The sequence below is a fragment of the Celeribacter sp. SCSIO 80838 genome (assembly GCF_056498065.1).
The window spans coordinates 19,901-37,705 of sequence record NZ_JAZKMA010000001.1 but is presented as its reverse complement, the minus strand read 5'-3'; the positions used below and the strand labels follow the sequence as shown (position 1 = coordinate 37,705).

The 17,805-nt window shown below is 61.2% G+C and carries 16 protein-coding genes and 1 pseudogene; 7 read left to right on the top strand and 10 right to left on the bottom strand.

What is annotated here, in order from left to right:
- Nucleotides 1-53: 53 nt before the first annotated feature.
- From V1475_RS00185 to V1475_RS00170, 4 genes are all read right to left on the bottom strand, one after another.
- Nucleotides 54-1,103 carry an ABC transporter ATP-binding protein gene (locus V1475_RS00185; protein WP_479411143.1) on the bottom strand — a complete coding sequence of 350 codons (1,050 nt, stop codon included), beginning with the start codon at nucleotides 1,101-1,103 and terminating at the stop codon, nucleotides 54-56.
- Nucleotides 1,104-1,143: 40 nt separating this feature from the next.
- Entirely contained in the window at nucleotides 1,144-1,974 is an 831-nt protein-coding gene (locus V1475_RS00180) for a carbohydrate ABC transporter permease (protein WP_479411142.1), read from the bottom strand.
- Nucleotides 1,971-2,888 (bottom strand): carbohydrate ABC transporter permease, encoded by a 918-nt coding sequence (locus V1475_RS00175; protein WP_434290822.1) that lies wholly within the window; start codon nucleotides 2,886-2,888, stop codon nucleotides 1,971-1,973. The genes V1475_RS00180 and V1475_RS00175 overlap by 4 nt, the downstream gene beginning before the upstream one ends.
- Before the next feature lie 97 nt (nucleotides 2,889-2,985).
- Nucleotides 2,986-4,335 (bottom strand): ABC transporter substrate-binding protein, encoded by a 1,350-nt coding sequence (locus V1475_RS00170; protein WP_479411141.1) that lies wholly within the window; start codon nucleotides 4,333-4,335, stop codon nucleotides 2,986-2,988.
- Between the two features lie 126 nt (nucleotides 4,336-4,461).
- Here V1475_RS00170 and V1475_RS00165 point away from each other — a divergent pair, with 126 nt between their 5' ends.
- Genes V1475_RS00165 through V1475_RS00155 form a run of 3 tightly spaced genes read left to right on the top strand, consistent with a single transcriptional unit; the run spans nucleotide 4,462 to nucleotide 8,414 of the window.
- The gene (locus tag V1475_RS00165) at nucleotides 4,462-5,505 is read left to right on the top strand and encodes a 2-hydroxyacid dehydrogenase (protein WP_479411140.1); all 1,044 of its coding nucleotides are present in this window, start codon (nucleotides 4,462-4,464) and stop codon (nucleotides 5,503-5,505) included.
- 46 nt (nucleotides 5,506-5,551) lie between these two features.
- A complete protein-coding gene (locus V1475_RS00160) occupies nucleotides 5,552-7,120 on the top strand; it encodes an FGGY family carbohydrate kinase (RefSeq protein WP_479411139.1) in 1,569 nt (522 codons plus the stop codon).
- A 22-nt stretch (nucleotides 7,121-7,142) separates the two neighbouring features.
- Nucleotides 7,143-8,414 (top strand): class II aldolase/adducin family protein, encoded by a 1,272-nt coding sequence (locus V1475_RS00155; protein ID WP_479411138.1) that lies wholly within the window; start codon nucleotides 7,143-7,145, stop codon nucleotides 8,412-8,414.
- 9 nt (nucleotides 8,415-8,423) lie between these two features.
- Here the strand turns inward: V1475_RS00155 and V1475_RS00150 are convergent, their stop codons facing one another.
- From V1475_RS00150 to V1475_RS00140, 3 genes are all read right to left on the bottom strand, one after another.
- Complete coding sequence (locus V1475_RS00150; protein WP_434290831.1) at nucleotides 8,424-9,380, bottom strand: sugar-binding transcriptional regulator; 957 nt, start codon at nucleotides 9,378-9,380, stop codon at nucleotides 8,424-8,426.
- Between the two features lie 103 nt (nucleotides 9,381-9,483).
- Entirely contained in the window at nucleotides 9,484-9,960 is a 477-nt protein-coding gene (locus tag V1475_RS00145; protein WP_479411137.1) for a hypothetical protein, read from the bottom strand.
- 11 nt (nucleotides 9,961-9,971) lie between these two features.
- Nucleotides 9,972-10,835 carry an alpha/beta hydrolase family protein gene (locus tag V1475_RS00140; protein WP_479411136.1) on the bottom strand — a complete coding sequence of 288 codons (864 nt, stop codon included), beginning with the start codon at nucleotides 10,833-10,835 and terminating at the stop codon, nucleotides 9,972-9,974.
- A 94-nt stretch (nucleotides 10,836-10,929) separates the two neighbouring features.
- Here V1475_RS00140 and V1475_RS00135 point away from each other — a divergent pair, with 94 nt between their 5' ends.
- A complete protein-coding gene (locus tag V1475_RS00135) occupies nucleotides 10,930-11,481 on the top strand; it encodes a TetR/AcrR family transcriptional regulator (protein ID WP_479411135.1) in 552 nt (183 codons plus the stop codon).
- 280 nt (nucleotides 11,482-11,761) lie between these two features.
- On the opposite strand, the pseudogene V1475_RS00130 reads toward V1475_RS00135, so the two are convergent.
- The 3 genes and pseudogenes from V1475_RS00130 to V1475_RS00120 all read right to left on the bottom strand — a co-directional run.
- Nucleotides 11,762-11,968 (bottom strand): annotated as a pseudogene (locus tag V1475_RS00130) (bile acid:sodium symporter); the annotation flags it as partial.
- 157 nt (nucleotides 11,969-12,125) lie between these two features.
- Complete coding sequence (locus V1475_RS00125) at nucleotides 12,126-13,487, bottom strand: CehA/McbA family metallohydrolase (protein WP_479411134.1); 1,362 nt, start codon at nucleotides 13,485-13,487, stop codon at nucleotides 12,126-12,128.
- 9 nt (nucleotides 13,488-13,496) lie between these two features.
- Nucleotides 13,497-14,681, bottom strand: coding sequence for an MFS transporter (locus V1475_RS00120; protein WP_479411133.1), 1,185 nt, complete (start codon nucleotides 14,679-14,681; stop codon nucleotides 13,497-13,499).
- 203 nt (nucleotides 14,682-14,884) lie between these two features.
- Between V1475_RS00120 and V1475_RS00115 the strand changes: the two genes are divergently transcribed.
- From V1475_RS00115 to V1475_RS00105, 3 genes are read left to right on the top strand one after another with little or no spacing between them, the layout of a single operon-like run.
- Nucleotides 14,885-16,042 carry an extracellular solute-binding protein gene (locus tag V1475_RS00115; RefSeq protein ID WP_479411132.1) on the top strand — a complete coding sequence of 386 codons (1,158 nt, stop codon included), beginning with the start codon at nucleotides 14,885-14,887 and terminating at the stop codon, nucleotides 16,040-16,042.
- Between the two features lie 5 nt (nucleotides 16,043-16,047).
- Nucleotides 16,048-16,944, top strand: coding sequence for an ABC transporter permease (locus tag V1475_RS00110; protein ID WP_479411131.1), 897 nt, complete (start codon nucleotides 16,048-16,050; stop codon nucleotides 16,942-16,944).
- Complete coding sequence (locus V1475_RS00105) at nucleotides 16,941-17,801, top strand: ABC transporter permease (protein WP_434286208.1); 861 nt, start codon at nucleotides 16,941-16,943, stop codon at nucleotides 17,799-17,801. Before V1475_RS00110 ends, V1475_RS00105 begins: the two co-directional genes overlap by 4 nt.
- The last annotated feature ends 4 nt before the right edge of the window (nucleotides 17,802-17,805 follow it).

Below are 17,805 nucleotides of genomic sequence, written 5' to 3'. Positions count from 1 at the left end.
AAGAAAAAGCCCCCGCGTTGCGGGGGCTTTTTTATGTCTCGTTTTGTCGGGCTTTAGGCCGCGATGCGCTGATCGTTTTTACCAAAGACCATGATATGTTCGGGCCGGATGCCAAGCGCGAGGGTCGCGGGGCGTTCCGTGTCGCTGCCTTGTCGGATCACCTCGATCTCACCGTCGCCAAGATTGGCGAAATAGCTCGTCGAGGTGCCAACGACCTGTTGATTGGTGACATCAAGTGTCAGCCGGTTGGCCTCGGAGGTGCCATCGAGGAAATGTTCGGGCCGGATGCCGAGTGTGACCGCGCCTTTCGCGGCGGTGGCGCTGGTCAGAACCGTGCCATCGCTCAGTGTCATCTGATGCCCGTCGGCCTGCGCGGTGACAAAGCTCATCTGCGGCGAGCCGATGAACCCCGCGACAAAGCGGGTTTTCGGCGCGGTATAAAGCTCGGACGGGCTGCCTACCTGTTCGATCCGCCCGTCCTTCATCACCACGATACGGTCCCCCATGGTCATCGCCTCGACCTGATCGTGGGTCACATAGATCGAGGTCACGCCGATCCGCTGTTGCAGGGCGCGGATTTCCTTGCGCATCTGGACGCGGAGCTGGGCGTCGAGGTTCGACAGCGGTTCGTCGAACAGGAAGGCGTTGGAATGTTTGACCATGGCGCGGCCCATGGCCACCCGTTGACGTTGCCCGCCTGACAAAGCGCGCGGGCGGCGGTCGAGATAGGGGGTGATCGCCAGAATGTCGGCGGCCCATTTCACCCGCTTTTCGATCTCCTCAGCGGAGGTCTTGCGCACCTTGAGGCCGAAGGCGAGATTTTGCGCCACCGTCAGATGCGGGTAGAGCGCATAGTTTTGAAACACCATCGACAGATCGCGCTCCTGCGGCGGCAGATGCCCGACCGGCGTGCCGTCGAACAGAATGTCGCCGCCCGAGATCGGGTTCAGCCCGGCCACACAGCGCAGCAGGGTCGACTTGCCACAGCCCGAGGGGCCGACAAGTACGATGAATTCGCCATCGTCGATCTCAAGGTTCAGCCCGTGAAGTGCTTTAATCTTGCCGTAGTGCTTTTCGAGGTTCTGGATGTTGATTGAGACCATAGATTCTCCTCCCAAGAATGGTGGCGTCGCAGGGCGCGCGCTATTTGATGCTGCCCTGTGTCAGGCCGCCGACGAGATGTTTCTGAAACAGGAATGCGATGAGGTAGATCGGCACCATGCCGGTGAAGGAGGCCGCCGCCATCTGTCCGAAATTCACCAGCCGCTCGCCCTGAAAGAGCGACATGCCGACCGTGATCGTGCGGCTCGCGTCGCTGAACGTCAGGGCCGAGGCAAAGAGAAACTCGTTGTAGGACAGGATGATACAGATCAGTGCGGTGGCCAGAATGCCGGGAAAGATCAGCGGCAGGATCACCGCGAAGAGCGTGTGCCAATAGCCCGCGCCGTCGATCCAGGCGGCTTCGTCGATCTCTGCCGGGATATCGCTGACAAAACTCTTGAGCAGCCAGAATGCGACGGGCAGGTTCATCAGCCCGTGAACCAGCGCAAGGCCCGGAATGCTGTCCATCAGCTGTGCGGTTTGCAACAGGTAGAACAGCGGGATCAGCGCGATGATCGGGGGCGCGGCATAAGAGGCCAGCGTGATGTTGGGGACGGTCCTGCGAAAGGCGCCGAGTTTGATCGTGGCATAGGTTGCGGGCACCGCGATCACCAGCGTGATCACCCCGCTCAAAAGCGCCACGGCGACCGAGTTCCAAATCATGCGCAGCACCGGGACATGCGCGAAAGCATTGGGGTAATTCTTGAGCGTCGCGGCCTCTGGCAGGAGCCGACCTTGCAACACATCGTCGGGCGTTTTGAACGAGGTCGAGAACAGGTAGACGATGGGCAGCGCGAAAAAGATCAGCATCGCGGCCAGAAAACCGAACCGGATCAGGCGATCCGTGCGGCTGTCCTGAACAGTGGCGGTCATCGACGTTTCTCCAGATGATTGTGCAGCAAAACGATGGGCAGGGTGACGACAGAGACGGTGATCGCGAACATCAGCGTCTGGGCCGCGGCGAGGCCGACATCGAATTCCCGCAGCGCGGTTTTCCAAATCTCGAACGTGGCGATGTTGGTGGCATTGCCGGGGCCGCCGAAGGTGAGCGTATAGACCAGATCGAAGGTCTTGAGCGCCATGATCACCCGCAACAGGTAGACGGAGAGCAGCGCAGGCGCGATCATCGGCAGGGTGACGGTCCAGAAAATCCGTTTCGGATAGGCACCATCGAGGGCGGCGGCCTCTTCGACGTCATGCGGCACGCCTTGCAGGATCGCAAAGCACAGGATCACGATCAGCGGCGTCCATTGCCATGTGTCCGCCAGCATGATCGCCGGAAAGGCGAGGGCATGGTTGCCGAAAAACGAAATCGGATCGTCGATCAGCCCGGTGCGAAGCAAGATGCCGTTGAGCCAGCCGCCAGACGGGTTGAGGATGAGCTTCCACGCGATCCCGACCATCACAGGCGGTGTCATCAGCGGCAAAAGCACGATGGTCCGAAGCCATCGCCCGCCACGCACGATCTTGCTCAGGATCACCGCAAGGTAGAGCCCGAGCGCCAGTTGCACCAAGGATACGATCAGAGCGAACAGGATGGCATGGCCCACGGAGCCCGAAAAATTCGTGCCGCTGAGCGCCCAGTCGAAATTCTCGAACCCGACGAAGCCCTGAAACTGTTGACCGAGATCGGAGCGGGAAAAGGCCAGAAGCACGAGGTACACCAAAGGGTAGCCTGCGAAAATCGCAAGCCCGACCATCAAGGGCAGGGTCATGCTCCATTCCGCATGTTTGCGCTGGCTTACGCCGCGATCTGATCCGAAAGAAGCTGCCGGTGGCGTCGCCATCGTGGGGCCTCCTCTGTGTTGTCATTCATGAAATTACACCCCTTGGGCGCGGCATCCGCGATGCGCGTCCAAGAGGCAGGTCCTGTCCGCAGGGGGCTTAACGCAGCAGGCGTTCCCAGCTTTTCTGCGTCAGCTCCATCGCCTCTTCGGGCGTGCTTTCGCCGGAGATCATGATGGCGAGCTGCTCGGACAGGCTTTCGAGCATGCGCGGCGCTTGCGGGCCGGTGGGCCAGGCCATCGCCCCATTAAGCGAGGCGCTCGCGGCACGTTGGCTGCGGGCGTTGAAGGCCTCGTACTCCGGGCTGGTCAGGGCGGAGATGCGGGTCGGATCGATGCCGGAGCCGGTGGTGGTCAGCAACTCGAGATGCATCTTCGCCGAGGAGGCCAGTTTGATGAACTCCCAGGCGAGATCTTTCTTGCTGCCATAGGCCGCGATACCAAGCGCCCAGCCCGCGTTAAGCGGCGCGCGGCTGTCGGTCTGGCTGCCGCCGACCGGCAATTGTACCACGTCCCATTTGCCCGCGATCTTGGAGTTTTCGCTGTCTTCGGAATAGGCACCCAGATCGATCCAGCCTTCGGTCATTGCGGCGCGTCCGCCGACAAAGGCGGTCAGGGCCTGATCGAATCCGGTTTCCGCCGGTGTCGGCAGCGCCGAGGGCACCGTGGCGACAAGGTTTTGCGCTGCCATGAGCGCGGCGTCGCTGTCGAGCGCCGGACGCCCGTCGGCATCGAGGAACTCGCCGCCATAGTTGGCGAGACGGTTGGCAAAGACGGAAATGTTCTGAAGCGGGGCACGAATGCCCATCAAGGCCATGCCATAGATGCCATTGGCGCTTTCGGCCTTGGTGATGGCCTCGGACGTGGCGATGACCTCATCCCATGTTTTCGGGGCCGTCAGACCGTTACGCTCGAAAATCTCGGTGTTGTAGAACAGCGCATGAGTGTCGCCATCGAAGGGCAGGGCATAGCGACGCCCATTGTACAGGCTGTAGGGATCGTAAACGGTCGCGATGAAATCTTCCGGCATGATTTCGGCCGCGTCGGCTTCGATTCGGTCGGTGATGTCCTCAAGAACACCGGTTTCGACCAGCGAGCCTTTCGAGATGTACCAATAATCGAAGGCGTCGAATCGTTTCGCGCCGGATTGCAGGTCGAGGGTGAGTTGCTGCTGAATCTGGTCGAGCGGTACGGGGACGATTTCCACCTTCACGCCGGTTTCGGCCTCGAAAGCTGCGGCGACGATTCGGGCGCCGCCCACCTGAGGCTGGGACATCAGCACGGTGATGGTCTCGCCCGCTTGCGCATAGGCACGCGCCGATAGCACGCCACTGCCCAAAGCGGCGCCGACGGCCACGCCCATGCTGCTTCCCAAAAGCTGACGACGCGTCATCGCCGATCCCTTGGTGTCGTGTGTGCTTCGAGTCTCTGTCTGAGTTTTGCTGTTCATATTTTCCTCCCTTTGGGCTGGGTCCTGTTTCCTCCCGAACCGGCAGCCGCATAAATGACCTTGACATGAAATTAATATCAGTCAAGTTATTTATAACATGTGAGAGACATGGAATGGGAGGACGACATGGAGAAACTCAAGATTGCCGCCATCGGCGATCAATTCATCACCTCGGCGGTTTTTGAGGCTGCGGTGCGCGATGCGATTGGCGAGGGATGCGAGGTGGTCACGCGCGATTTGCAATGGCCCGAGGTGCCGTTCTTTGCGCATGACGGGCCGGCGGGGACGGAAATCAAGGAATACAGCGGCAACCCCAAGGATCTCGAAGCCGTGCTGGCGGATGCGGAGGTTCTGGTGACGCATCTGGCGCCTGTGACCGCAGAGCTTTTGGAAAAAGCGCCGCGCCTCAAATTCATCGGCGTCTCGCGGGGTGGGCCGACCAATATCAACATGGAGGCGGCCCGCGCCCGCAATGTGACCGTGTGCAATGTCCCCGGTCGCAACGCCTCCGCCGTGGCGGAGTTTACCGTCGGGGTGATCCTCGCCAATGTGCGCCGCATCACTGTGGGCCATGCCGGGCTGTCTCAAGGCATCTGGCGCGGCGATCTCTACCGTTACGATCGTACCGGCGACGAGTTGTCGGACCTGACCGTCGGACTTTTGGGGTACAGCCATATCGGACAGCGGGTGGTGCGTCTGCTCAAACCCTTCGGCTGCCGGATCTTGATCTGCGATCCCTATGCGAAACTGACCGTGCAGGATGCCATTGACGGCGTCGAGCAGGTCGAAATCGACGATCTGATTGCGCAATCCGATATTCTGAGCCTGCATGCGCGGGTGACGCCAGAGACGACGGGTATCATCTCGGCGGAGCGGATCGCGAAGATGAAAAAAGGCGCGGTTCTGGTGAACTCGGCGCGGGGCGAATTGGTCGATCAACCGGCGCTTTGCGAGGCTTTGGTCAGCGGACATCTCGGCGGCGCGGCGCTTGATACCTTCGAGGTGGAGCCGCCTAAAAACGACGATGAATTGTTGCGATTGCCCAATGTCACCCTGACCCCTCATATTGCCGGTGCATCGCGCCGCGTGGCGACATTCGCCGCCGAACAGATCGCAGAAGATCTGGCGCGCTTTCTGAAAGGGGAAAAACTCAAAAACCCTTGTAACTGAGGCAGAATGCGAGGCGGTGCGGGGAGGCATCGTCAGGGAGGACATTATGAAGACAGCCTATGTGATGGCGGTCGATGCCGGCACAGGCAGCGGGCGCGCGATTATTTACAATACGCGAGGTGAGATTGTCGGAAGTGCTCAGGAAGAATGGGTGCATCCGGCGGTGGAGGGTGTCCCCGGTGGTCTGGATTTCACAACCGGGCCAAATGGCGAACTGATTGACCGGGTGATTGCCCGATCCATCGTCGCCGCTGAAATCTCCGCCGGGGAGATCGCCGCCGTGTCAACGACCTCGATGCGTGAGGGGATCGTGCTTTACGACGATGCGGGCGAGGTGCTTTGGGCCTGTCCGAATGTCGACGGGCGCGCGCAGGTTCAGGCCGAGGCGCTGACCGAGGCGGGCATCTCGGATGAGATTTACCGTCGCGGCGGAGATTGGGTGTCGATCACGGCGCCTGCGCGGTTGCACTGGCTGCGTGACAATCGTCCCGATGTGTTCGCGCGTGTGCATCGCCTCGGGATGATTTCCGACTGGATGGCGACCCGGCTGACCGGCACCTATGTCACCGAACCGACAGCGGGCTCGTCGAGTGCACTTTTCGATCTTGCGGCGCGGGGCTGGTCGAAAGAGTTGCTCGGTCTGATTGGACTGTCGGAAGAAACCGTGCCGACGGTGGTCGAAGCCGGGACGAAAATCGGCGAAGTCACACCGGAGGCCGCGGCACGCTGCGGTTTGGCCGAAGGCACGCCGGTGGTGGCGGGCGGTGGCGATACCCAGCTTGCGCTCTTGGGGCTTGGCCGCCGGGCCGGGCAGGCCACGCTCGTTGGCGGAAGTTTCTGGCAGATGACGATCCTGTCGGATCAGCCGCTGATCGACCCGGCCTTCGGGCCGCGCACGCTGTGCCATGCGCGGCCGGGCGAGTGGATGGTCGAAGGGATCGGATTTCTGAGCGGCTTTGCTCTGCGCTGGGTCCGGGACGCGTTCTTCGAGCCCTTGCTCCATCTCACCGGCAGCGAGGTTGACGCCTTCGATCTGATCGAAAAGCTGGCGCAAGACACGCCTGCGGGCTCTGCTGGGGCGATGGCCGCCACGGCCTGTCCGATGCAGTCGGATGCGTGGAAACAGCCGCCGTTGAGTTTTCTGGGGCTCGATCTGAACGCGCCGGGACTGGCGCTTGGACAGGTGGCGCGCTCTGTCATGGAAGCCGGAGCTTTCCTTGCCAATCGCCACCTTGAAACTCTCGAAGCCCTGTCGGGGCAGCGCTACGACACGCTGCAATTCACCGGTGGATCGAGTCAGGGCAGGCTTTGGCCGCAGATCATTGCGGATGTGACGGGCCGCGAGATCGAGATCCCGGTGGTCAAGGAAACCACCGCGCTGGGCTGTGCCATGTTGGCGGCCGTGGGTGCAGGGGTGTTCGCGACGATGGATGAGGCGGTTGCGGCCATGGCCAGCCCGATCGAACGCCGCGTGGTGCCCGATCCTGACAACATGGCGCTCTATGCGCCGCTGAAGGCGCGTTGGTCCGAGGTGACCGACGGCGTGCGCGATCTCGGTGCGGATACCGGGCTGGAGCCGATCTGGCGCCCGGCGGGGGCGCGTGTGAAACTGTGACTATGGAAAAGGACATGTGATTATGAAGTCTCTTTGGGACGATGCGGAAGCGGAGCGTTTGCGCAAGGCGGCGGGGGATGATCCGGCGGAACAGGATCTTGCAATGCGGGTCTACACGTCGCAGCTGATCGGGCAGGAACCGGATCTGGTGCTGCATGGCGGGGGCAACACCTCGGTCAAGACCCGGCGGCGCGACGAAAACGAAGCCGAGCGCGATGTCATTCATGTGAAGGGCTCCGGCTGGGATCTGGCGACCATCGAGGGGCCGGGCCTGCCCGCGATGTGGCTCGATCCGCTTTTGGAAGCACGCAAGACGGCGACGATGTCAGACGAAGAAATGGTCGCCTTTCTGCGCCGCGAGATGTTGGACCAAAGCGGGCCGAATCCGTCGGTGGAGGCGCTGTTGCACGCGTTCCTGCCCGCGAAATTTGTCGATCACACCCATTCCTGTGCGGCGCTGGCGATTGCCAACCAGCCCAACGCTGCGGAGATCGCCCGCGAGATTTTTGGCGATGAGCTGAGCATCGTGCCCTATGTCATGCCGGGCTTCAAACTCTCGCACGCGGCAGACCGAATCCATGTCCAAGAGGGCGCGGGCACGTCCGGGCAGTTTCTGGTGAACCACGGCCTGTTCTCCTTTGGCGACGATGCCCGCACCTCATATGAGCGCATCCTGCGCTACACGACGATGTGCGAAGACTATCTCGCCACGAAAGGGGCAGCTTTGATGCCCGAGGAAGTCGGCACCAAAGCGCTGGACCCTGAGGCTCATACCGCGGTTGCGGCACTGCGCATCGCTTTGAGGGAATGGGGGCTTTTCGCGGAAAATCTGGCGCTAGACTTGCGCCTCAGCGAGGCAAATGACTGCTTTCTGGCCTTGGAAGGACTGGCGGAGATCACCGGGCGGGGCACCGCGACACCGGATCACGTCATCCGCATCAAACCCCGTCCGGTCATCGGCGAGGCGACATTCGGCGTCGAAGACTGGCGCGAAGCGATCAAAGATTTCGCGGCGTGGTATGAGGCCTATTTCAACCGCAACGCGGCCCATGCGGACGAACCGAAAACCATGCTCGATCCGCTGCCGCGCGTGGCGCTGATCCGGGGGCTCGGGATTGTCGGCATCGGGCGGACGGCAAAAGAGGCCGGTGTGGCTGCCGATCTCGCCGAACAGACCGCGCGGATCGTTCTGGCCGCTGAAGGGATCGGGCGCTTTACGCCGCTCAATGAGCGCGATCTGTTCGATATGGAATACTGGTCGCTGGAACAGGCCAAGCTCAAACCCAAAGCGTAAAAGTGGCCGTTACTCGGCGTCCAGAATGCGCTGGGCCACGCTAAACGATGAAATGAAGCCATTGAGCAGGCCCGAGCGCAGCGCCGCGCGGGCCGCTTGCCATTTCTCGATCCCGGCGCAGACGGCGACAATTTCGCGATCATGCATCAGGTCGCGCTCCATCCCCAACATACGTTTTGCGATGCCGCTGTCGATAAAGGCACCGGTGTCGTCGATCAGGTTGCCCGCGAGGTCGGCGGCCACGCCTTGGCGGATCATTTCGCCCTGTTCGGCGTCGGTGATCAGGCCGAAAGAGCGGAAAAACGAGCCGGGGCCGACATGGCCGACGCCGATCATAATCATGGAGGCGTCGCGCAAGCGATCAAAGGATTCCCGGATACTGCGCTGTCGCAGGAACAGGTTGCGGTCAGCTTCGCTGTCGACGATCAAGGGCGCGGTAAAAGCGTATCCCTTGCCTTCGGTCTTGTTGATCAGGGCGTGAATGACCTCGAAGGGGTTGGCGTCACTCAGGGCCGCGAAATCTCCGGTGACGGAAATGAACTCCGCTTTCTTGCGTTTGATCGCAGGCATGGCTTTGACAATCGCGGACATGGTGCGCCCCGACCCGATGCCGAGGATCATCTGATCCGTGTTTTCCAAGCGGCCATGCAGGAACCGCGCCCCGGCGCTGGCGACGGCGGACATCGAAATATCCATGGTCTGGAGTTCGTTCACATCCGGGACGATGGTGCAGCTCGACAGACCGTAATGCTCGATCAGGCGGCTTTCGAGGTCCATGCAATTCGTCGGGACATTGTTCACGAAAATCTTGACCAGCCCCTGTTCATGGGCGGCTTGCACGAAGCGATGGACTTTCATCTTGCTCAAACCGCGACGCGTGGCGATTTGCGCCTGTGTCAGGCCGCCAATGTAATGCATCCATGCGATTTCGCGTATCTGGTCTTGCGTGTCAGAGTTCGATCCCATGCGCTTTATGTCTTTATTCCGAAATATGCTGTCAGGTACCGGGTATGATAGTCATGTGATTGTGCGTCGCAATAGCTGTCTATGATGTGTAACTTGTCTAACGTCAGCACCAATCGGACAGTTTCGGGTGATTTGATAAGAGAGGATCGCACGGTGCGATACTTTGGGGCGAGCTGGAGGATGCGCTCGCGATCTCGGAAGTCGTCCAGCTGATCCAGTCGACACCCAGAATGAAGAAATTGTCATTCCAGATGCCCCAGACCGGAATGGAAGGGCGCCACAGGTGAACTTCGGAAAAGGCCGCGCCAACCAGCAGGCCGTTGATCATCGTCGCGACACCCGCCCCTTTGCCGCGCCACAAAAGCGCCAATGCGATCAGGCTCGGCACATAGACGGACACATTCACCAGCCAAAGCTGCGCGTTGATCGTGTAGCACCAGTTCGCGGCCTGCCGGACGTGATCGCTGTCATGGATCACGATCATCGCAATCATGGCGATATTGGCCAAGAGGATGGTTTTCCGGGCGCGGGCGCTCAGGATTTCGGAGCGGGTTCCACCGCGTGTCGCATCATCCGTCATGGGAGGGCCTTTCAGGTCAGGTCGGGCTGGGGCAATTCAAGGAGATCGGTCCAGACGGGCGCGCTCTCTTTGGACAGGATTTCGATATGTTTGAGCGCATGCAGACCATAGTCGGCAGGATCGAAGATGCGAAACTCGGCCCCTGAGGGCGCAAAGGCCTCCGCATAGCGTCGGACCGCAACCGGCGGGACGACGGCATCGTCGGCGGCAACGCAAATACGGATGTCCTTGCCGTCGATGGTGTAATTCGGTTCGGGCAGGGTGACGCCGATGTCCGAGGCGTAAAAATCGCGCCGGGTGCACCACCTGCGCCACTGCCAATAGACACCGGCGGGCAGATCGGCCCCCAGCAACAATCGTTTGCCCGGCATATAGCCCGCAAGGGCGGTCGCCACGGGGCCAAGCGCGAACCAGAAGGCCAGAACCTTAGGCCGGTAGCTCCAGGGATGGTCGGTATAATGCCCGATCCCGGCCCCGACGGTGGTGATGCGTGTGACGCGGTCGGGCAGGTTCTGGAACGGAAGACCAAGCCCGCCCAAACTGTGCCCGAGCACCCACAAAGAGCCTGTCGGAGCCAGTCTTGCCAAGGTGTCGAGCGCCGCAGCTTGGTCGTGCACGGCCCAGTCCGCGAAATTCGCCTGACTGTCGCGCATCGGTCGGGTCTGGGACGCGCCGAAATCCCGATAGTCATAGGTCAGAACGCTGATCCCGCGCTCGGCAGCCCAAGCGGCGAAATGGCGGTAAAAGCGCTGCGGCACACCGGTGGCCCCATGCAGCACCAAGCTGGCCCGGGGCGCAGCGGATGCCGGATACCAAGTCCCGACAAGTGTGGCCCCCTCTGCCGGGATGGAGATTGTCTGCGCGGCCTGTTCCAAAACTCTCGCTTTCCTTGCATTCTTCCCCCGCATTGGACCGACTGGTCTACGGAAGCAATAGACCAATCGGTCCAATAGCGCTATCCCTTTTGCCATGAGTGACCCAACGTCCCGCGACAAGCTGATCCGCACCGCCTCGAACCTCTTTCGCCAGAAGGGGTACTCGGGCGTTGGTCTTTCGGAGATTCTCAAACAAGCGGGGCTGCCCAAAGGGTCGCTGTATTACCATTTCCCGAACGGCAAACAGGAACTGGCCGAAGCCGCGACACGCTGGGCCGGTGCATGGCTGGAACGGTTGCTCGATGCGACCTTCGCGCAGGCCGAAAGCTTTGACGAAGGTGCGCTCATGGTGTGTGAGGCCATTGCCGCCGAGGTGACGTCACAGACTCATGTCCCGGCCTGTCCCGTGCTCAGCATCCTGCAAGCCGCCCCGCTGGAGCCGCGCCTCCAGATCACCGCGCAGGAGGTGTATGGCAGCTGGACGAAATGTATCGAGAAACACGCCAAACGGTTGGGTCATCCCCGGCCCGACGAAGCGGCCTTTTCCTTGCACTGTCAATTGCAAGGCGCGTGGGTCATTGCCTTTGCCCAACAATCCAACGCGGCCTTTGCCCAACTGGCGCGGGAACTCAGGGCAAAACTCTGACTTCTTGCCGAACCAGACATCTGTGTTGGGTGCAGCCAGCGACCGTTTTCAGCCCTTCCCGATGTATCGAGACTTCCGATCCATACCGGGCATGAGCCCCGCTATCGACCGCTGCGGCGCAGCTTCACAAGGCCGGGCGTTCGCGTCTGTCCTGCCCAAGCCAGGCTCCTCTGACAGTGGCGGTGAACGCCTCCCGATCGGTTTCAGACGGCAGTCTGTGCCAGAGAGGCGCAGGTCAGAAACTGGTTTATGTGAGAGATCATCACGGGAAGCTCGAACGCACCCCGCCGCCACCCTGATGCAACATGAGCGCCACCAGCGCCGGGGTCAGGAAGACCCTCAGGATGTTGGAAAGAGATGCCGCACAAATTGCTGCGGGCACATTGCCCCCGGCCATGGAGGTAAAGGCGATGGAGGATTGCACTGTCGACGGCAGTACTGAAAGGAACAACAGTCCGAGCGTCACCGTTTCCCCCAGTCGCGGCGCGAAATGAGGGATAGGACCATGCGGGGAAGAAGACCAAACGGACCACAAAACAGAAGACAGACAGCACTTTGCCGGGCTTCAAGACATCGCTCGCTTTGAACGCTTTCGTCGAAGCTCAGCACATCTTAACTCCGTTTCGCAAAGGGGCGGTAATATCTTATCTCCAGACGTCTTCTCCGCCGAAGCGGATGGCGTTGGTGAGTGTGTGAATGTGACCGGCGCTGTCCCTGATTTCCCATGTGACCCATTCTCCGGAGCGGGCCGTGAAGGTTTCGGTCAGCGCCATACCGGCGATGCAGGCCGCGCTCGCGACAACTGTGCCGCAGTGGATGAGGGACAGGTTCAGGCCGTCGGGCAGATCGCCCTCGCCGAGGAGGCAGGTCACCGTAACTTCGCCTTCGGGCAGGCAGCCCCCGAAGGTCGCGTTGTTACCTGAGCCATTTGCCCAGGCCGAAAGCAACGGGCCGCTGGTGACGTAGGATTCGCCCGCGCGCAGCCCGTCGAGCAGGGCGGGACGCGTGTTGTCCTCAGCCCGAATGACATTGACCCCGAAACGCTGTCCCTCAGTGGCGCGGCGGTGAGTGTCGGTGCCGCATGTCGCAACCATCCGGTAACCTTGATTGAGCCATCGGTAAAACAGCGCCACACTGCCGGGGTTCTGCGGACAGGACGTCCATGGACCGTTCCAGACCTCGACATGACGGGCGACACCGGGAAGAAGATCGGCGAAAGCCCAGCGACATCCGGTACAGAACGGGTGTCCCTCGGATTTGGGATGCGCGATGACAAAGACCTTGCCGTCTGCTGCGACGTCGCGGGCGCGGGCGCCCATGGTCTGCCCGTCGCGAACGGTCCAATCGACCCAGTCGGTGGTTCCAAGCACAAGCGCATGCCCGTTGTAGGTGGTCAGTTCCTCACCTGGAATGATGGTGATCGCCTCACCTGCACGTGTCATCAACTCCGGCAGTGCTGAAGTCGTGTTGTGATCCGTCAGGGCCACGAAATCGAAACCGCGCTCAAGTGCATAATCGAGATAGTCCTCGACCGTCAGACGACCGTCTGAATGAAGCGTATGGCCGTGCAGATCGCCCTTGTACCACCCCGGGCCGCGTTTGCGTTCACCGAATTTGGCCCGAGGCGTTTCCGGAACCGGCAGCTCATCCGCGTCCCACGCAACCTCGATGCTGTACGTGACACGGCCCGGCGGCAGAATGCGGTGAACGTCGATCTCGACCCTCCAGTTCCCGGCCTCGATTGGACCGGGCAGGTAACCGGGAGAGGCATGGTGCGTGGAGATCACGGGGCTCTGGTCGGCGTTGTTATGTCGTGTGCCGCGCGCGCCATCGGGACCGTACACGGAGATCGACAACTGGTGCGGAATGTCGCCGCTGCCCGGATGCGTAGGATCGTGGGTAAAGCTCAGACGCAGGGTGCCGACGCCCTCCGGCAGGGTGAAACCATGCGGCACATGCGTGCCCATATGATCGAGGCCGAGTTGGCCGGTGAATGTCAGAGACATTGCGCTTTCCTATGACTGTGGTTCGGTTGAGACATTGCGCATGCGCAAGACGATGCGCGGCGCGCAGAGCGCGACGATGCCGAGCAGAGGAGACGAAAAGACAATCGCCCAGACCGCGCCATGGGTTTCGACAATTGTGCCCATCAGCGGTGGAACCGCAAACAGCGCCAAAAGCGAAACGAGTGAATAGGAGGCCATCGTCCGTGTTGCCGAGCGCGTCGGATGGCGCATGGCCAGCGCTGTCGCCACGGGGGCGGCCAAGGCCACACCGGCCCCGATCAGAATGAAGCCGAGATAGAGCAGCCCGAGGGCGATTTTGGGTCCGAGCACCGTAAGCGCAACGCCAAGCAACACGAACACCGCCATATAGCGGATCAGATGCGGCGTCGGGAAGCGATTGCGCAGGTCATCGCCGACCATGCGCGCAACGAACATCCCGATCGTGAATGCGGCGTAGATTTTCGCGGCCGTGTTGGCGTCCAGAGCCAAATCCTGTCGCAGGTAGAACATGGACCAGTCGTAGATGACCCCCTCGGTGATGCTGAACCCCGCGACCAGTATGAGAAGTCCGATCACAAAGGCGTCGGGGCTCGCAAATTTCGGACCGCTGTCCGGCGCGGGTCCCATTGGTTCCTTATCGCCTGCGCGGACAAGCAGAAGGATGACGAGGGGCAGAAAGGCGCAGCCGAGCCAGAGCAGCTCTTTTCCGGTGGACATGCCTGCTCCGGCTGCCCAGCCGCCGATCAGTGCCCCGACGAACAGGCCGGCCGACCAGAAACCGTGGCTTTTGGAAATCACGTTCCGGCCGCTGCGCTCCTCGATCCGCGCGGCGATCAGGTTTTTCGCCACTTCCAGAACAGCCATTGCGGAGCCATAGAGACACAACGGGATGGCAATGCCCCAAAGCCCCGGACCGGTGACGCCGGTGGCCGCGGTAGGCAAAAGGATCATGGCCGCCAAGAGCATCGCCCCCGCCATGCGACGGGCGCCGAAGCGATCGATCAGCGGTGCTGCGACCGGAAAGCCGAGCAATGTGCCCCCTGTTTGCGCCAGAAGCGCCAGCCCCAGTGCCGAAGGGGAAACGCCCTGAGCGCTGCTGACTTCCGGCAGGCGGGAATAGAGCGTCACATAGAGCGTCGCATTGGCAAAGAAGATGCTGGCGGGGAGAAAGGCGAGAGGCAGGGAAGCGGGCATTCGTTGGTCCGGTCAGAGAGGAACGCGCCTGCTCAATCACCATTTTAAGAGGCTGTCAAAGTGGGAATGTTAGCGCTGTCAAAGTTCATATTTCTGTCGTGAAACCATCATCAAACCGTTTTGGTTCGTTTTTATGAGGCTGCATGACCAGTCTGCCGATTTCCCTTTCGGCGGAACTATTCCAAGACAAGACAGGATATGTCATGACCTCCCAACTCTCCCGCCGCGGCTTCCTGAAAACGGCAGCCGTCTCTTCCGCGACGCTTGCGATGCCGCGCATTGCTCTTGCCGCCGATGGTTTCGTCAACGTCTACACCGGCTCTGACAGTAACATTTCCGATTTCTGGACCAACGTCATTCTTCCCGGCTTCCAGAAGGTGAACGGTGCTGCGAAAGTCCGCGTGGTCGATGCCGGTGACGGTGCGGGTCTCCGGGCGATTGCCGATCGTGCGATGGCGGCTCTCGGGACGTCCAACGATCCGCAGGTCGATGTTTTCGAGGCCTATACGCCGGACCAGACCGCGGGCTCCATCGAAGCCGGTCTCTGGGTCGATTTTGCCGAGGCGGGCATGGAAGGTTGGTCCAAAGTCAACCCGGCCGCGAAACAGACGGATTTCGATCTGCCGTACCGCGGGTCTCAGGTTCTTCTGGCCTATGACGCCACCCGCGTGGCACCGCAAGACGCGCCGAAAACATGGGGCGAGATGACCGCATGGATCCATGCGAACCCGGGCCAGTTCGTCTATAACCGCCCGGACAAAGGCGGCTCCGGCGGCAATTTTGTGCGTCGTGCGATCCACGAGGCCAACGGCCGCGATCCGCAGAAATTCACGCTTGCCAACTATTCCGACGCCTATGCGAACGACACGCTGCCGGGCGCTTGGGGGCTGTTGAAAGACCTGGCTCCGAGCCTCTATGAAGCGGGCGCCTATACCTCCGGCAACACCCAGTCGATCCAGCTTCTGGCACAGGGCGTTGTCACGATGACGCCGGTGTGGTCCGATCAGGTGCTTCAGGCGCTTAGCATGGGCGTTCTGCCGGAAACCACAGGTCTCGTGCAGCTTCAGGACCTCGCGCTTTGCGGTGGTTTCAGCCGCATCACCGTGCCGACCAATGCCACGCATAAAGACGTCGCGATGCAGCTTGCAAACTATGTTCTGAGCGAAGAGGTCCAGTCCAAAATCATCACCGAGCTTGGCGGCTTCCCGGGCGTGTCCTGGGACTATGTCGACGCCACCCTGCGTGAGAAATACAAGGACGTCATCCCCGCCTCCATCCCGACCTTCCCGGGCGGCGACTGGGACGCGGCGATCAACGACGGTTGGTATCGCAACGTGGCTCCGGGCATCTCGCGGGGCTAATCGGAATGACAGACCTGGCATCCCCGGACAGCATTGTCCGGAAGGATGGCTTTGCGAAACGTCACGGAAGGGGGCTTACGGGCCTCCTTCTCGTTGCTGCTCCGGTCATTCTTCTGGGTTGGTTGATCATCTACCCGATCTTCAACGCGGTCGCGCGCACGCTTTTTGTCGACAGCGAGAGCGGCATCGGCTTCAGCCTCGACACCTATCGGAGATTTTTCACCGACAGTTATTCTCTTGCCAATCTCTGGCTGACGCTCTGGGTCACGGTGGTCTGCGCGGCTTTGCTCATGGCGATCTGCTTGCCGTTGGCGCTCTATCTACGCTTTGCCAAAAGCCGGATCGCGGCGGTCGTTCAGGGCCTCGCGCTCTTTCCCATGTTCGTGCCGTCGGTCATTCTCGCCTATGCGCTGATCCGCACCATCGGGCCGAACGGCGGCGTGGATCTCGTGCTCAATGCGCTCGGGCTGCCGAAACTCAATTCGCCTTACCTGACGCCATGGGGACCGGTGATCGGTCTGGTCTGGGATAATATTCCGCTCACGACGCTCATGCTCGTCGCCGGGCTTGGCGGCGTGTCCGACAATGCGGTCGAAGCGGCGCGGGACGCCGGGGCGCGCCATTTTGCGCTGTTGCGGCATATCATCCTGCCGCAGATCGGCAATGCGATGCTGGTGGTGCTGTCCTTTACGGTTCTGAGCATTTTCTCGGCCTTTACGCTCCCCTATGTCCTCGGCCCTGCCTCGCCGGAAATGATGGGGCCGTTCATGCAGCGGACCTTCTCGCAGGTTCAGGACCCGCGCATGGCCGTCACACAGGCCGTCATCACCTTTGTCATCTGTGCCGGGTTCGGGGCGTTCTACGTCCGCTCCATCGCCAAAAACCGGGAGGCCCGGCGATGACCGCCATTGACCCCATCGCCCTGTCTCACGAGACCCAAATCCCGACCCATAAGACCAAACGGACGGACTGGCTCGGTCTTGGGATCACCGTCGCGCTCGGGATCGTCATTGTCGTCCCGCTCATTGTCGTGGCAATCTGGGCCTTTGCCGAGGTCTGGCGCTATCCAAGCCTTTTGCCGCAGAAATTCGGCCTGCGCTTCTGGAACGACACCCTGTCGCGGCCCGATGTCTGGGGGGCGATGTTCCTGTCGATCCGGCTCTCCCTGACGGTGACGCTCTTGTCGGCGCTGATCTGTTTGCCAGCGGCCTATGCGTTTGCGCGGCTGGATTTTCCGGGACGCAACGTGTTGTTCCTTTCCTTCCTTGCCTCGCATGCCTTTCCCAAATTCGGCCTGCTGGTTGCCATCGCCGGGATTTTCCTTAATCTGGGCCTGATCTCCACCTTCTGGGGTGTCGTGCTGATCCAGCTCGTCGGCACGCTGATGATGATGATCTGGATCCCCGTGGCGGCTTTTCAGAATGTCGACCGCGCGATGGAGGAAGCCGCCCGCGATGCAGGCGCGGGGCCTCTGCGGGTGTTCTGGTCGGTGTCTCTGCCGCAGGCCGCCCCAACCATCTTTGCCGCCGTGCTTTTGAGCTTTGTCGGCACATTTTATGAGACCGAGGGCGCATGGCTCATCGGCGCACCGGAAATCCGCACCATGCCCGTCCTCATGATCACGTTCATCAACAACCAGATCGTCGTACAATACGGCGCGGTGCTGTCGGTCCTGTTGTGGGTGCCAAGCTTCTTCGCGCTGATGTTCACCCGCCGCCTTGTCGGGTCCGCATCCTTTGCCAAGGGCTTCGGCGTCTGAGGAG